Consider the following 13509-nt stretch of genomic DNA (forward strand, 5'->3'; position numbering starts at 1 on the left):
CGTTCAAAGTCCCGTTTCGATCGCCACGGCCTGGCCGGTGGCCGCCGCCTTGACGACGGCAAGGCCTGTCGCCAGCGACCAGACGCCGTCTTCGCCCGTCGCCGACGGACGGCCGTTGCCTTGGGCAGCGGCATGGAAGGCGGAAATTGCCGTTTCGTAGAGATTGCGGTGGTCGAGGGTCAGCTCGCTCTCGCCATCGGCGTTGCGCAGCGTCACCGTGCCGACAGGCCTCTGCGTCATGACGTTGCGGCCGATCAGCGAGCCCTCTGTGCCGTGCACTTCAAGGCCGGTTTCGGCATATTTCGTGGTGAAGGCGTCGTGGAACTGGGCGATGACGCCGGAGCGGAAGTGAATGACGCCCATGACGCCGTCTTCCAGCCCCTCCTTGCCCATGCCAGCGCTGTGGCTGATGGCCACGGCCTCCATCGGGTCGTCGTTGAGGATGAAGCGCAGCGTATCGGCATCGTGCACGGTGATATCGAGGATAACGCCGCCGCCGGCGTCCGGGCGCTCCAGCCGCCAGCCCTGCAGATGCGGCGGCAGATAGACGGCATGAAAGACTCGCGCGGCGATCGGCCGGCCGATCTTGCCTTCCGCGATCGCCTCACGCATGGCGCGGTGGGCGGCGGCGTTGCGCAGGTGGTGGTTGGTGGCGAGCACGACACCCGCTTCACGCGCCGCCTGGACCATGTCGCGGGCGTCCTCCAGCGTCATCGCCAAGGGCTTTTCGCAGAGCACATGCTTGCCGGCGGCGATTGCCGCCAGCGTCTGCTCGCGATGCAATTCATTGGTGGTCGACACATAGACCGCGTCGACATCGGGATCGCCGACCAGTTCCTCGACCGAGGTTACCGACTTCGGGATGCCATTCTCCTCGGCATAGGCAGCACCACGCTCCGCGCTGGTGCTCATCACGGAGACGACCTCGCCGCCGGCGGCGCGGATCGCGCCAATCACCCATTCGCGCGCAATCGTGCTTGCGCCGATCAGACCCCATCGCGTCATGCCAGTGCCTCCCTTTTTCTTTCCACCTGCCCGCCACAGCTCTGGCGAACGACGAGACGGACCGAACCGACGATCGCCTCCGGCTCCGCCTTGCCGGCCTTGATCTGCTTTAAAAGCAGTTCGGCCGCCCGCTGGCCCATCCCTTGAGGATCGACGGATACCGTCGTCAGGGCCGGCACCGCGGTCTTCGCCTCGATCACGTCGTCGAAGCCGATGACGGCAAAGTCGGCACCCGGCTCCAGGCGCCGCGCCCTCAAGCCGTCGCAGACGCCGAAGGCCACCGCATCGTTGAAACAGAGCGCTGCCGTCGGCCGATCTGCAAGCATCATCGCCTGCTCGACAGCGGTCACGCCACCGGCACGCGACGGCGCCGAACCGATGATCATCGCGTCAGAAACCGGCATGCCCGCCTCGATCAGCGCATCGCGATAGCCGCGCATGCGCGCCTCGAAGACGGCGGTATCCGGAAAACCACCGAGGAAGGCGATGCGCTGGTGACCGCGCTCGATCAGGTGCCGCACCGCGGCCATCGCGCCGGCGTGGTTGTCGGAAATCAGAGAGGAGACCTCGGCACCGGCGATATCGCGCACGACGAGTACGACAGGAATTCCACTCTCGACCAGCGGCGCAAGATCTGCCGCTTCGGTACCGCGCGCCGGCGACACGATCAGGCCTGAAACCCCATGCTCGCGCATCGATGCGACGACTTCGCGCTGACGCTCGATCTTCTCGCCGGTATTGGCAAGAAACTGAACGAAGCCGGCAGACTGAACGACGGCATCGACGCCGACGGCAAGCTCGGCAAAGAAGCTGTTGGTCAGGTCGTTGACGACGATGCCGATGATCTTGGACCTCGACTGACGAAGGTTGGCGGCACCGCGGTTATAGACGTAACCGAGATCGCGGATGGCGGCGTTGACCTTGGCCCGCGTCGCCTCGTTGACGAGCGAACTGCCCTGAAGAACGAGCGACACCGTCGACTTCGACACGCCGGCAGCGTGCGCGATATCGATGACCGTCACCCGTTCCTTGACCACAGCATCCTCCCGAATTCTCTTAGCCGCTTTTCTCTTTCATAATTGGAACGTTCCAATTCCGTCAAGAGCGCGTCGATCACTTTTTTCCCGATTAACGGAATGTCATAGGCGCGATCGATATCGCTTGACCGCAAATCTCTCGCCAACGCTGAGACTTTTATCATTATATACCAATTATTTAATGAAAATCTCAGAGGAAGACACCGAAAAGCCTGCCTCGCCCAAAAGATTGCCGCTTGCCATTTGGAACGATCCAAAGTATTCCAAGAGAGAATTCCGCGGAGGAGATCCATCCCGATGACAAGCCTGACGCTGCCGCGCCAAGACGGTTCGCTTGAACACTTCCGATTGACGGGAACGCCGATCGAACGGCCACTGACGCCGCCGACCTTCAACCGGATTGCCTATGCGGCCGCCCATGTCGTCTCCGACCCGCTTGCCGATCTTGATCCCTGGGGCAATCCGGCCATCGACTGGGAAGCGACGATGGCGTTTCGCCACCATCTCTGGAGCCTCGGTTTCAAGATCGCCGAAGCCATGGACACGGCGCAGCGCGGCATGGGCCTCGCCTGGCCGGGGGCGCAGCAACTGATCCGCCGCTCAATCAGTGAAGCGCGGCAGGTTCCGGGCGCCGATCTTGCCTGCGGCGCCGGCACCGATCATCTGGCGCCGACGGATGCACGGTCGCTGGACGACGTGATTGCCGCCTACGAGGAGCAGGTCGGCTTCGTCGAAGGCGAGGGGGGCAGGGCGATCATGATGGCGAGCCGGGCGCTTGCCCGCGTTGCCCGGTCTGCCGATGACTATCGTCATGTCTATGGGCGAATCCTCGGCCAGACGCAGCACAAGGTCGTGCTGCATTGGCTCGGCGACATGTTCGACCCGCAGCTTCGGGGTTACTGGGGTTCTGAGAATTTCGACCAGGCGCTCGATACCGTGCTGTCGATCATCGAAGCCAACCGTGACAAGGTCGAAGGCATCAAGATCTCGTTGCTCGACAACGCCAGGGAGGTGGCGCTGCGCGATCGCCTGCCCGAAGGCGTGCTCTGCTTTACCGGCGACGACTTCAACTATGCGGAACTGATCGAAGGCGACGGCCGCAAGTACAGCCACGCTTTGCTCGGCATCTTCGACGCAGTGGCGCCCTCCGCGTCAAAGGCGCTGGCAGCGCTCGCCAGGAATGATCTTTCGACCTTCCGGAGCGTGATCGAGCCGACCGTGCCCTTGTCGCGCAAGATCTTCGAAGCGCCGACGCAGTACTACAAGGCCGGCGTCGTCTTTCTCGCCTGGCTGAACGGCCATCAGCGCCACTTCACCATGCCCGCCGGCATGCAGTCCGCCCGTGGCGTTCTGCACTACGCCGATATCTTCCGGCTGGCCGACCGGGCGAACGTGCTCGACCGGCCGGAACTGGCGGCGCAGCGGATGCAAAGCCTGCTATCGACTTTCGGAATTGACCAGAACGCCTAGAGCAATTCCAGGAAAAGTGTAGAACGGTTTTCCGTACGGAATGGCGTAATATGAGAGAGTTAGATCATTTCACTGTTTCGACGAAACAATGAAATGATTTAAGAAAAATGCCAGAGCGGCGCCCACCAGGCGCCGTTCACTTTATCGGGGCAATGGCCCGGTCAGAACGTCGCCGTCACGCTCAGCCAGAAGCGGCGGCCTTCGCCGACGGCATTGAAATCCGTCGGTTCGACCTGCTTGTCGAAAAGGTTGTACACGGCCGCGTTCAGCGTCAGCCCTTCGCCGACATCGTACTTTGTGCCGATATCGACAGTGGCATAGGCATCGTACTTGTACCCCGTCTTGCCATTGATCTTCACCGGCTTGCCACTGGTGGTGGAGACACGTGGCCCGGCAGAGATTTCCTCGCCGTGATAGTTGATCGATGCCCAGGCCTCGAGGCCTTCGACCGGCGTGTACCAGTCGGCCCGGAGATTGGCCATGTGCTCGGGCGTGCGCGCCAACGGGAAGCCGGCAAAATCCCCGGTCTTCTGTTCCGACTGGGTGTAGGTGTAGCTGGCTCGAAGCGTCAGGTCCGCGGTCGCATTCCACGTCGCCGTCAGTTCCACACCCTGAATGACCGCGTCGTCGATGTTGTAGTTGTACCAGAGACGGTAGTTCGGATCCTCGCTCCAGCGCACCGGATTGCCGGAGGCGTCCATCACCGGCAAGTTGCTGATCTTGTCCTTGAAATCCGTATAGAAATAGGTGCCGCCGAGGATGACGTCGCCATTGTCCCAGACCGTGCCGATCTCATAGCTGGTGCTTGATTCGGCCTTCAGGTTCGGATCGGCGATGATCACGCCGCAGGTGCCGGTCGGCCCGTAGGTGCAACCGCCGCCGCCTGTGGTGTAGGCATAACCCGGCGCGATGCTACGGATATCGGGAGCGCGGAAGCCGGTGGAAACACCGCCCTTCACCGTCAACTGATCGGTCGCATCCCAGACGCCGTAGATGCGCGGGCTCAGGTGATAGCCGTACTCCTGGTGGTGATCCAAACGCAGGCCGGTCGTCAGCGCAAAGCTGTCGACCATACGCCACTCGTCTTCGGCAAACAGCGCCCATTGCGTGGCCGAGAAGGTTTCGTTCCGCCCCGTCCGCCGTCCCGGGTTCTGATCGGACAGCCGCGCCTCGAAATACTGCCCTCCGGTCACAAGCGTATGGTTTCCGCCGAGCTCGAACGGCGTGGTGAACTTGCCGTCGATGACCGTGTTGCGCACCTGAGGCGCGCGGGGCTGTTTGACGAAACGGCCGTCGGCCTGGCTATAGTTGTAGTTCCTCCGCTCTGCCCACTCCTGCAGGATCGAGAATTCAGAGGTCGTCGGCCCCCAGCGCCCGGTATGGGAAAACGACCAGTGGTCGCGGTCGTTTTCGTTGTAGGTGCTGACAGCCCGAGGACCCGGAGCGATGGTGTTGCCGACATTGGCGTCGCGCTTCAGCCGGGCCTTGCCGCCTTCCAGGAAGAAGTCGTGGTCCTCGTTCGGCGTATAGGCCAGGCGCGCCGTCAGATCATGCTCCTTCGAGCCGGTGATACCGGAAAGAAACGTGTCCTCGCCGCGCTTGAGCCCACGGCCCCAGATCTGCATGCCAAGCGTGTCCTTCAGGATCGGGCCACTTGTGTAAAACGACATCTGGCCGGAATTGCCGAAACGCTGGTGCTGCTGCATCGTACCGTCGGTCGTGACCGAACCGGTCCAGGTATCGGCAACTTTGCGGGTGATGATGTTGATGACGCCGCCCATGGCATCGGAACCATAGAGCGACGACATCGGGCCACGCACGATCTCGATCCGCTCGATGGCTGCGGCCGGCGGAATGAAGCTCTGCTCGAAGCCGGAATTGCCATTGGTGCGGGCGTCACGCGTGCTCTGCCGTTTGCCGTCGACGAGGATCAAGGTGTAGGAGCCGGGCAGACCGCGAATGAAGATGTCGCGCTCGTTGGCAACGCCGGTTACCGCCACCCCTTGGGCATCCCTCAGCGCATCCGTCAGATCACGGAACGAACGCTTCTGCAGGTCTTCGCCGGATACCACCGTGATGCTCGCCGGTGCGTCCTTGACGTTCTGCTCGAAACCGGTCGCCGTCACCACGATCTGCTCGAGCTCGGTCGCCTGGTCCTTGTCTTTCTCCTTGGCCTTCTGGGCCTGAGCCTCGATCGGTATCGCCAGCGCCGTGCCGGCAAGGCAGATGCTCATGAAATGCCGCGACCAACCATGCGAACCGCGTTGGAACGACCGCGCAGCCTGTCGCCGCACGCAGTCCGTTTCCATCGCAAGCCCCATCCGCTTCACCATCTTCGCCCCACATATATCTTGAGTAATGCAGTCCACTTAGATATTGGCGAAGTCGGCGGCAACGCTGCTGTTTTGGAACCGTTCTAAATTTGAATAGGCGCAAAACACGGCCTGCGAATATGCCGGATGAGACATGAGGGCGGCAGGAACGATGGCGAAAGAAACGGCGGACGGGACGATGGATAGGCCGCTCTCGAACGAACGCCAGACAGACCTCGGCAAGTTGCGGCTGCTCGTGGCACTTGACGCGCTGCTCCGGGAAAACAGCGTCAGCCGCGCGGCTGCAAGCGTCGGGCTGCAACCCTCGGCGATGAGCCGGCTGCTCGGCCAATTGCGCAAGGACTATGACGATCCGCTGTTCCTGCGCACCGGCCATGGCCTCCGCCCGACACCGCTCGCCGAGTCCCTGCGGCTGCGTGTGCGTGCCCTTGCCGCAGAGACGGAGGCACTGCTCGGTGCACATCATGGCGATGTGGCAGCGACGGCAGAGCAAGCCAGGCACTCCGGCTGGAGAGGGCAGGGGCTCAGCAACACGCCACCCTTGGCTGTTCGACCCAGCCGATTGCTGGAGGGCGAACCGGCACCTGAGGATTTCGCGCTCAAACTGGCCGAAATCGACGGCAACGCCGCGCCGGAGAAACGACTGGCCCGCTGCATCGCCACCATCGGCACCGGAGCGGGCCGCAGCCGCCCTTTGAGCGAAGACGAGGCGGAAGATGCCTTGGCGATCATTCTTGCCGGCGAAGCGGACCCGGTACAGATCGGCGCGCTGATGACGGTGCTGCACTATCGTGGACCAACCGCGGTCGAAATCGCAGGCTTCGTGCGCGCCATGCGCCGATACATCGGCGGGATCGAGCCCGGAAGCGGCGCCGCGGACCTCGACTGGCCGTGTTATCTCTCGCCGAAGCTGAAGACGGCGCCCTGGTTTCTGCATGCGGCACGTCTCGTCGCTGCCGCCGGCTACCGCGTCGTGTTGCACGGCAACTATGGCCAGGACAGTGAGGAAAGGCACAAGCTGGAGGTCGCAGCCGCATCCGCGGGCATCCCGATCTGCCGGTCGATCGATGCTGCCGACGCGGCGCTGGCATCGGCTGGCATAGCCTACCTGCCGCTATCGGAGCTTGGCCCCCAGATCTATCGCCTGCTGGGTCTCTACCGTCTGATGGAGATGCGTTTGCCGTTGAATGCGGCCATCCACCTCATCAACCCGATGGGCGCGCGCGCAAGCCTGCTCGGGGTCGCCAATCCGTCGAGCCTGACATTGAGCCGCGACATCGCCCTCTTGCTTGGTGCCAAGCAACTGACGATCCTTGGCAACACGCGCGACCATGCCGAATTCACGCCCTATCGCCAGACGACACTCTTCCGCCTCATCGATGGAGCAGCCACGGATCTCGTCGTTCCGGCAAGAACGGCCCCACCGGCCGAAGCGCGCACCGGACTGAGCAGCCGCGAATATTGGCAGGCGGTCTGGACCGGAGCTGCCCGTGACCAGCGGGCGGAGACGACCATCGTCACCACCGCTGCGGCCGCACTTGTCAGCCTTGGTGAAACCGATGATTTCGATGCGGCCTGCGAAACCGCTCGCGGCCTTTGGGCAAGCCGATCACGCCGGGCGGCGTGACCGGTCGATCGCCGTCACCTGGCGACCATCAGGCGGCCAGCCCCTTCTTCGCCAGCATCGCATCCGGGCTCGGCAGCTTGCCGCGGAATGCCTTGTAGGCATCCTCCGGATCGACCGAGCCGCCGACGGAATAGATGTGGTCCTTGAGGCGAGCGGCCATTGCCGGATCGAAGGCGTTGCCGGTTTCCTCAAAGGCGGCGAAGGCGTCAGCATCGAGCACCTCCGACCACATGTAGGAATAGTAGCCCGCCGAGTAGCCGTCGCCGGAAAAGACGTGCAGGAAATGCGGGCTGCGATGGCGCATGACGATGGACTTCGGCATGCCGATCTCATCGAGCTTCTTGGCTTCGAGCGCCATCGGCTCGGGAGCCGTCTCGGCCGTATGGTACGCCATGTCGACAAGCGCCGACGAGGTGAATTCGACCGTCGCGAAGCCGGAATTGAAAGTCCGCGCCGCAAGCACCTTTTCGAGCAGCGCCTCCGGCATCGGCTCGCCCGTTTGGTAGTGCACCGCGTAACGCTTGAGGATTTCCGGTACCGTCAGCCAATGTTCGTAGAGCTGCGACGGCAGCTCGACGAAGTCACGTGAAACACCCGTGCCGGAAACCGACGGATAGGTAACGTTGGATAGCATGCCATGCAACGCGTGCCCGAACTCGTGGAAGAGCGTGCGGGCGTCGTCGAGCGACAAGAGAGCGGGCTTGCCTTCCGCCGGCTTGGCAAAGTTGCAGACGTTGTAGATGATCGGCAGCTCGCCCTTGGCACCGTTTTTTAGCGCGAGCTTGTGCTGCGACTGGAAGGAGCTCATCCAGGCGCCGGAGCGCTTCGACGGCCGGGCGAAATAGTCGCCGAGGAAGAGCGCCACCAGCCTGCCGGAGGCATCCCTGATTTCGAAAACCCGCACATCGGGATGGTACGCGGCAATGCCCTTCTTCTCCGTCGCCGTGATGCCGAACAGGCGCTTGGCGACATCGAAGCACGCGTCGATGATCTTTTCGAGCTGCAGGTAAGGCTTCAGCTCTCCTTCGGAGAAGTTGAACTTCTCGGCCCTGAGCTTTTCGGCGTAGTGGCGCCAGTCCCAGGGCATGACATCGTGGTTGCGCCCCTCGGCGGCGACGAGCCGCGACAGCTCCGCCTCTTCCTCACGGGCGCGGGCAACGGCCTTATCCCAAACCTGCATCAGGAGACCGTTCACCGCATCAGGCGACTTTGCCATGGTGTCATCGAGCTTCAGCGCCGCGAAGCTTTCGTAGCCGAGCAGCCTGGCCTTCTCGGCACGCAACGCCAGCGTTTCGGCAATGAGCCCGCGATTGTCCGTTTCACCGCCATTCTCGCCGCGTGCGATCCAGGCGCGAAAAGCCTGTTCCCTGAGTTCACGATTGTCCGAGAAGGTCAGGAACGGCTCAATGATCGAGCGCGACAGGGTGACAGCGTATTTTCCCTTCTGGCCGCGATCTGCAGCAACCGCCGCCATCGCGTCACGCAGGAATTCCGGCAGGCCGGCAAGCTGCTCATCACCGGCGAGGAACAGCACCCAGCTTTTCTCGTCGGCAAGCACGTTCTGGCCGAACTTGGCGCCAAGGCCGGCAAGCTTCTCGTTGATTGCGGCCAGCCGCTCCTGCTCAGGCTTTTCGAGCTTGGCGCCGGACTTGACGAAGCCCTTCCAGTGCCGCTCCAGAACGCGGGTCGCTTCGAGGTCGAGGCCTAGTGTCTCGCGTGCTTCCCACAGCGTGTCGATGCGCTTGAACAGCGCCGCATTCATGCCGATCTTGGAGTAGTGCCGCGACATTTTTGGCGCGATCTCCCGTTCCAGCGCCTGGATCGTCTCGTTGGTGTCGGCGCCGGCCTTGTTCCAGAAGATCGACGAGACGCGCGAAAGGCTGTCGCCGGCAATCTCCAGCGCGACGATGGTGTTGCCGAAGGTCGGCGCTTCCGGGTTATCGGCGATCACATCGATCTCTGCCTCATGCTCTCTGAACGCCGCCTCGAACGCCGGAGCGAAATCCTCGTCCTTGACCAGGTCGAAACGCGGCAGGCCCTCGTGGCCGGTCCATTGCGTGAGCGCGGGGTTGAGATTGGTCATCAGAAATCCTTTCGCATGCAGGCTCGGCGCGGGGCCGGGGAGGGAGACCGCCGACCATGACAGGAGGAAGCGGCAAAAATGTAGGTGGTTGCCGGCGCGTCCGCCGTCAAGCTTTGCGCAGCCCGAGAAGACCCGGCGCGGCATGCCAGACCGCCTGAATGGCAAAGCCGATGAAAAGGAGACCGGACAGCCGGACGATCGCCAGCTCGTGGCGGCGGTAGAAGCGCCGCACAACCGAAGCGCCGATGATCACGATGAGGATCAGGTCGGCAACGAGAAAACCGATGAGCGAAACGCCGAGCAGCGCCGGCAGAGCATCAAAATCGAGCGCATTGGCCGAGCCGGCGAGCAGCGCGGTGAAGGTGGCGAGCGCCACCGGATACCCCTTGGGATTGGTGAGCCCGAAGATCAGTCCGCGTCTGAGCGGCCGCTCGACCGTCATCAGCGCGCGGTTTTCTCCGGCCGGCCGCGCGCGCAGCGCCGTCCAGCCGATCCAGCCGAGATAAAGGCCGCAGAAGAGCCCCAGAATATCGAAGATGGTCGAGCCAACCGAACGGGCGCCGACGATCGCAACCAGGGCAAGGGTCGACCAGAGAATGTCGCCGGCGAGGTGTCCGCCCATGAACAGGGCGCCCGCCTTGCGCCCTTGGCCGGCACCGATGCCGAGCAGCGCGAGAAAGGCAGGACCGGGAATGAGCGTATAGGAGAGGGCGGCGAGAAAGGCCCCCGTCAACAGCGTCTCGGACATGGCGGATCCCCAGGGTTGAACCCGGGCATTCGATCCGGCGGCACTGATTCAGTCAAGAGGAAAGCTAAGCCAGCTATATGAAGACGCGGGTGACCGCTTGCTTCGCTGCGTGCCGGCAAAGGTCAAGTTTCTGGTCGTGGCGCGGATATGTGCGGCGACTGCGTGGACGAACTTGCGCATGTCTGTCTCCTCGAAGGGGTCGATGGCCGAGCAGGTGCGCAGCCTTTGCACGAACATTGCACCTCCTCGGCAGAGCGGCTGTTCCGCCGGGAACGTGCCGCTCGCGAGCGCGCACAAATCTTTCGTTTCGCCGATTTCCCTCGACACGAAGTTGCGCTAAGACGCGGCCTACAGCGCCGTGCGTCTGTTCAGACGCACCAAGGTCGCCGTAACACTTTTGAAGCTGCATGTTTTTGCCCTTAGATCGGCAACGACTTAAGGAAACATGCAGTCGTTTCCCCCGCGAGAAGGACTATCCATGACTGTGCGCAACCTCTTCCTTCTGCCCGGCGACGGCATCGGCCCGGAAGCCATGGCGGAAGTCCGCAAAATTATCGCCTACATGAACGCCGAGCTTTCGGCCGGCTTCGTGACCGACGAGGGCCTGGTCGGCGGTTCGGCCTATGACGCCCACGGCCAGGCGATTTCGGAAGGGGACATGGCAAAGGCGCTTTCCGCCGATGCGGTGCTGTTTGGCGCCGTCGGCGGCCCGAAGTGGGATGCGGTGCCCTATGAGGTGCGCCCGGAAGCCGGCCTGCTGCGCCTGCGCAAGGACCTGCAGCTGTTTGCCAACCTGCGCCCGGCGATCTGCTATCCGGCGCTGGCTGCTGCTTCCTCGCTGAAGCCCGAGCTGGTCGAAGGCTTGGACATCCTGATCGTGCGCGAGCTCACCGGCGGCGTCTATTTCGGCGAACCGAAGGAGATCATCGATCTCGGCAACGGCCAGAAGCGCGGCATCGACACCCAGGTCTACGACACCTACGAGATCGAACGCATCTCAGGCGTTGCCTTCGAGCTCGCCCGCACAAGACAGAACCGCGTCTGCTCGATGGAAAAGCGCAACGTCATGAAGTCGGGCGTCTTGTGGAACCAGGTGGTGACCGAAACGCACAAGGCGAAGTATTCGGATGTCCAGCTCGAGCACATGCTGGCCGATGCCGGCGGCATGCAGCTGGTGCGCCAGCCCAAGCAGTTCGACGTCATCGTCACCGACAACCTGTTCGGCGACATGCTGTCGGACGTGGCCGCCATGCTCACCGGCTCGCTCGGCATGCTGCCCTCGGCCTCGCTCGGTGCGCCCGACGGCGTCACCGGCAAGCGCAAGGCGCTCTATGAGCCGGTGCACGGCTCGGCACCCGACATTGCCGGCAAGGGCATTGCCAACCCGATCGCGATGATCGCCTCCTTTGCCATGTGCCTGCGTTATTCCTTCAACCTCGTGAAGGAAGCCGACAATCTGGAAAAGGCGATCGCCAACGTGCTCGACCAGGGCATCCGCACCGGCGACATCATGGCCGAAGGTGCGCGCCAGGTCGGAACGACCGAGATGGGCGACGCCATCCTTGCCGAATTCAAGGCGCTGTCGAAGTAAGCGACGAACGATCCCCGCAGGCGCCACGCTGGCGTCTTCACGCATGCGACAAAAACACCTCCGGAGCTCATCCGGAGGTGTTTTGCGTTTGTCAGCCTTGAATTTGTCGAAAGAACCGACACATCGGGGGAGAAAGGCGGCCTATGCCGCCCGTCAAGTCAACCTTCGCTGCAAGCCACGATGCGCTGCGGCAGGACGGAGAAGTATGAACCGACCCCTCGCGGCCACCGGATGGATTGTGTTGACGACATTCGTCCTTGTCTTCGCCCTTGTCCCGCTGGATCCGCTTCTCTCACAAAGGGCGCAAGCCTTGCCGGACGGCATCGTCGACTTCAACGCGATGATCACCGATTTCGGCACGTTCGGCTGGATGATCTACCTTTCCGGCGTCATCCTTGCGGCCGCGTTCGTCTTGCGCCGCGCTGCAAGCCAGGGCCCTCTGCAACGCAAGGCTGGCGCCGCCCGCGATCTCGCCGCCTACTTCCTGCTGACGATCGGCACAGCCAGCGCTCTGGTCCATACTTTCAAATTCCTCTTTGGCCGCGCCCGGCCTGAACTCTTTGCCGAACTCGGCGCCTACAGTCTGACGCCCTTTGCCACCACGGATCTGTACGAGAGCTTCCCGTCCGGCCATTCGACCGCGGCCGGCGCGTTTTTTGGCGTCTTCGCCATGCTGCTGCCGAAGCTCAGGCCGATGTTTCTGGTCCTGGCGCTGACGATCGGCGTTTCCCGCGTCATCGTCGGCGCGCACTATCCGAGCGATGTCGCCGCCGGGCTGCTGCTCGGTCTATGGACTTCGGTGATGATGGCGTTTCTGTTTGCGCGTTACGATCGGCTCTTCCACCTGGGTCCGGGCGGGTGGCCGCTGGTCCGGCTCGGCGATCCCGGCGCATAAAAAAAGCCGGCGCGGAAGGCCGCGCCGGAGTCAGGAGAGCCGTAAAAGCTCGGGGAAGTTACTGATCGGTTCCGGGAGAAACATCACTGGCTCCCCCCGGAACCGTAAGACGGAAAGCCTTAGTCCATCGCGTGGATGTCGCGATCCTTGGTTTCCGGCAGGAACAGCATGCCGATGACCAGGGTGATGCCTGCAAAGACGATCGGGTACCAGAGGCCGTAGTAGATATCGCCCTGGGCAGCGCTCATCGCGAAGGCCGTTGCCGGAAGCAGACCGCCGAACCAGCCGTTGCCGATGTGGTAGGGCAACGACATGCCGGTGTAGCGGATGCGGGTCGGGAAGAGTTCGACCAGCAGTGCTGCGATCGGGCCGTAGACCATCGTCACGTAGATGACGAGCACGGTGAGAACCGCGATGATCGTCGTCCAGTTGACGGCGGCAGGATCTGCCACCATGGCGTAGGTGCCACCGCCGGCGATCGTGTAGACGGCCATTTCGGTCGCCGCCCCGACTTCATCCTTGGTCAGCAGCTTGTCGGCGATCAACTTCTCGGCCGGCACCATGGTCTTTTCGCCGCCGCGAACAGCGGCCGCATCGAGCGAAAGCTCCGGGTTGGCGGCGACGAAGCCGTCAAGCTTGGATTCCGGAACCTTTGCCGCGCCACGAACCAGCGGATAGCCGGCATTGTGGAGCGCCATGTTGGTCTGCTTTTCGAAGGCG

10 protein-coding genes are annotated in these 13509 nt (G+C 63.0%); 4 read left to right on the forward strand and 6 right to left on the reverse strand.

The window, feature by feature from the left end:
- Window positions 1-3: 3 nt before the first annotated feature.
- Together VGO04_RS17580 and VGO04_RS17585 are read right to left on the reverse strand one after the other, a co-directional pair.
- Window positions 4-1005: a Gfo/Idh/MocA family oxidoreductase gene (locus VGO04_RS17580; RefSeq protein WP_327497260.1), complete on the reverse strand. Its 1002-nt coding sequence runs from the start codon at window positions 1003-1005 to the stop codon at window positions 4-6.
- Window positions 1002-2042, reverse strand: coding sequence for a LacI family DNA-binding transcriptional regulator (locus tag VGO04_RS17585; RefSeq protein ID WP_327497262.1), 1041 nt, complete (start codon window positions 2040-2042; stop codon window positions 1002-1004). Before VGO04_RS17585 ends, VGO04_RS17580 begins: the two co-directional genes overlap by 4 nt.
- Window positions 2043-2339: 297 nt before the next feature.
- Here VGO04_RS17585 and VGO04_RS17590 point away from each other — a divergent pair, with 297 nt between their 5' ends.
- Entirely contained in the window at window positions 2340-3512 is a 1173-nt protein-coding gene (locus VGO04_RS17590; RefSeq protein ID WP_327497263.1) for a dihydrodipicolinate synthase family protein, read from the forward strand.
- 161 nt (window positions 3513-3673) lie between these two features.
- On the opposite strand, the gene VGO04_RS17595 is transcribed toward VGO04_RS17590, so the two are convergent.
- Complete coding sequence (locus tag VGO04_RS17595; RefSeq protein WP_327497264.1) at window positions 3674-5746, reverse strand: TonB-dependent receptor domain-containing protein; 2073 nt, start codon at window positions 5744-5746, stop codon at window positions 3674-3676.
- A 277-nt stretch (window positions 5747-6023) separates the two neighbouring features.
- Between VGO04_RS17595 and VGO04_RS17600 the strand changes: the two genes are divergently transcribed.
- Complete coding sequence (locus VGO04_RS17600; protein WP_327497265.1) at window positions 6024-7472, forward strand: glycosyl transferase family protein; 1449 nt, start codon at window positions 6024-6026, stop codon at window positions 7470-7472.
- Window positions 7473-7500: 28 nt separating this feature from the next.
- Here the strand turns inward: VGO04_RS17600 and VGO04_RS17605 are convergent, their stop codons facing one another.
- Together VGO04_RS17605 and VGO04_RS17610 are read right to left on the reverse strand one after the other, a co-directional pair.
- The gene (locus VGO04_RS17605; RefSeq protein WP_327497266.1) at window positions 7501-9555 is read right to left on the reverse strand and encodes a M3 family metallopeptidase; all 2055 of its coding nucleotides are present in this window, start codon (window positions 9553-9555) and stop codon (window positions 7501-7503) included.
- A gap of 106 nt (window positions 9556-9661) precedes the next feature.
- Window positions 9662-10303 (reverse strand): LysE family translocator, encoded by a 642-nt coding sequence (locus VGO04_RS17610; RefSeq protein ID WP_327497267.1) that lies wholly within the window; start codon window positions 10301-10303, stop codon window positions 9662-9664.
- A gap of 478 nt (window positions 10304-10781) precedes the next feature.
- Here VGO04_RS17610 and leuB point away from each other — a divergent pair, with 478 nt between their 5' ends.
- On the forward strand, window positions 10782-11894 hold the full coding sequence (gene leuB / locus VGO04_RS17615; protein WP_327497268.1) for a 3-isopropylmalate dehydrogenase: 1113 nt from the start codon (window positions 10782-10784) through the stop codon (window positions 11892-11894).
- A 205-nt stretch (window positions 11895-12099) separates the two neighbouring features.
- The gene (locus tag VGO04_RS17620; RefSeq protein ID WP_327497269.1) at window positions 12100-12789 is read left to right on the forward strand and encodes a phosphatase PAP2 family protein; all 690 of its coding nucleotides are present in this window, start codon (window positions 12100-12102) and stop codon (window positions 12787-12789) included.
- A gap of 119 nt (window positions 12790-12908) precedes the next feature.
- On the opposite strand, the gene VGO04_RS17625 is transcribed toward VGO04_RS17620, so the two are convergent.
- The coding region (locus VGO04_RS17625) for an MFS transporter (RefSeq protein ID WP_327497270.1) at window positions 12909-13509 on the reverse strand (601 nt) is incomplete at its 5' end.

The organism is Ensifer sp. (assembly GCF_035999185.1).
In the GTDB taxonomy this organism is placed as follows: Bacteria; Pseudomonadota; Alphaproteobacteria; order Rhizobiales; family Rhizobiaceae; genus Ensifer.

Coding starts and splice junctions, on each gene's coding strand:
- VGO04_RS17600 (WP_327497265.1), top strand. CDS start 6,024: ATGGATAGGCCGCTCTCGAACGAACGCCAGACAGACCTCGGCAAGTTG.
- VGO04_RS17590 (WP_327497263.1), top strand. CDS start 2,340: ATGACAAGCCTGACGCTGCCGCGCCAAGACGGTTCGCTTGAACACTTC.
- leuB (WP_327497268.1), top strand. CDS start 10,782: ATGACTGTGCGCAACCTCTTCCTTCTGCCCGGCGACGGCATCGGCCCG.
- VGO04_RS17580 (WP_327497260.1), bottom strand. CDS start 1,005: ATGACGCGATGGGGTCTGATCGGCGCAAGCACGATTGCGCGCGAATGG.
- VGO04_RS17605 (WP_327497266.1), bottom strand. CDS start 9,555: ATGACCAATCTCAACCCCGCGCTCACGCAATGGACCGGCCACGAGGGC.
- VGO04_RS17610 (WP_327497267.1), bottom strand. CDS start 10,303: ATGTCCGAGACGCTGTTGACGGGGGCCTTTCTCGCCGCCCTCTCCTAT.
- VGO04_RS17620 (WP_327497269.1), top strand. CDS start 12,100: ATGAACCGACCCCTCGCGGCCACCGGATGGATTGTGTTGACGACATTC.
- VGO04_RS17595 (WP_327497264.1), bottom strand. CDS start 5,746: ATGAGCATCTGCCTTGCCGGCACGGCGCTGGCGATACCGATCGAGGCT.